The sequence below is a fragment of the Parafrankia sp. Ea1.12 genome (genome assembly GCF_900465275.1).
Taxonomy (GTDB): Bacteria; Actinomycetota; Actinomycetes; order Frankiales; family Frankiaceae; genus Parafrankia; species Parafrankia soli.
This window is the reverse complement of the sequence record NZ_UBIZ01000456.1, coordinates 1-1,220: the sequence shown is the minus strand read 5'-3', so window position 1 is coordinate 1,220 and position 1,220 is coordinate 1. Positions and strand designations below refer to the sequence as shown.

Here is a 1,220-nt window from a genome sequence, read left to right as displayed (position 1 = left end):
GTCCGTCGGGGTGGGCGGTGACCCCGAGGACGTGGACGGTGCGGGAGCCGACCTTTATGACGAAGAAGCAGTACAGCCGCCGCAGCGTCACCGCGCAGTCCACGTGGAAAAAGTCCACGGCCAGCATGGTCGCTGCCTGCGTGCGCAGGAACTGTCGCCATGTCGTGTCGGTCTGCCGTTTCGGAGCCGGTGGCAACCTGAGGGTCTTCAGGACCCGGCGGATCGTGGATGCGCTCACCCGGTGGCCGAGTTTGAGGAGCTCGCCCTGGATTCGCTGGTAGCCCCACGTCGGGTTCTCGGTCGCGAGCCGCTCGATCAGCGTGGCGATCTCCTGGCTGATCGGTGGCCGTCCCGTCCGCTGCGGGTGGGTCCACTTCCGTGTGACCAGGCGGCGGTGCCACCGCAGAACGGTGCCGGGCGCGACCAGCCGGTGCGCTCCCAGCGCTCTGGGCAGGAGCCTGATCAGAGCGGCGAGGACCGCCCGGTCCGCCCAGTCCCACCGGGGCTTGGGCTGGGTGCGGCGCAGCACCGCGACCTCATGCCGCAGCACGAGCAACTCGATGTCCTTTGACGCCGACGAACGGCCGAAGAGAACCAGCCAGCCACACACCCGAACGAAGATCAGACAGAGCAGGCGCACAGACACAGCCGACCATCATGCCGCCGGCCCCGTACCGGCGCATCGCCCCAGGTCACAGGCCCAGGCCGACTTCTGGCACCCCACAGGGGCCCCGGAACGGCCACGGCCCGCCGGCGGCGGCCGGCGGGTCGGTGGTCCCGCCCGGGTGTGCGGATGATCGCCAGTTCCGCCCCGGACGGAGGGCCACCCCTGGCGCCGCGGGACGCCGACGGCGCCGGGGGCAACGTCTCTGGGCCGCTGGTCCCGGGTCGGGAAGCGGGGCCGGCAGCCGGGCGGGGCACCACAGGCCAAAGCGGTCCGCAACCCGGGGTATGGCCTAACGGCACCCCTGCTTCACGCATTGCCCCGGGAAGGGCCGGGTAAACCGCGGCGCCGGGTGCACGAGGACGGGGGTCGGTGGTCACGTTACGAACGTGCCTCTGGCGGGTCATCCCCTGCGCCGGGGGCTTGTCTTCAGACCTACATCCGTCAGTAACGACGGTTGGCGTGATCAAAGATCGGTGATCTTTCCCTTTCCGGCTTGTTGATGGTGTTTCCGGCTGGTGGGCAGGGTGACGGCCCGGCTGTCGTACCGGGTGGG

Annotated in this window: 1 protein-coding gene; it reads right to left on the bottom strand. The window is 70.2% G+C overall.

Going from position 1 to position 1,220, the window contains the following annotated elements; translation table 11 throughout:
* A partial coding sequence (locus FMEAI12_RS26785; protein ID WP_146776774.1) for a helix-turn-helix domain-containing protein occupies nucleotides 1-646 on the bottom strand: 646 nt, incomplete at its 3' end.
* Between the last annotated feature and the right edge of the window lie 574 nt (nucleotides 647-1,220).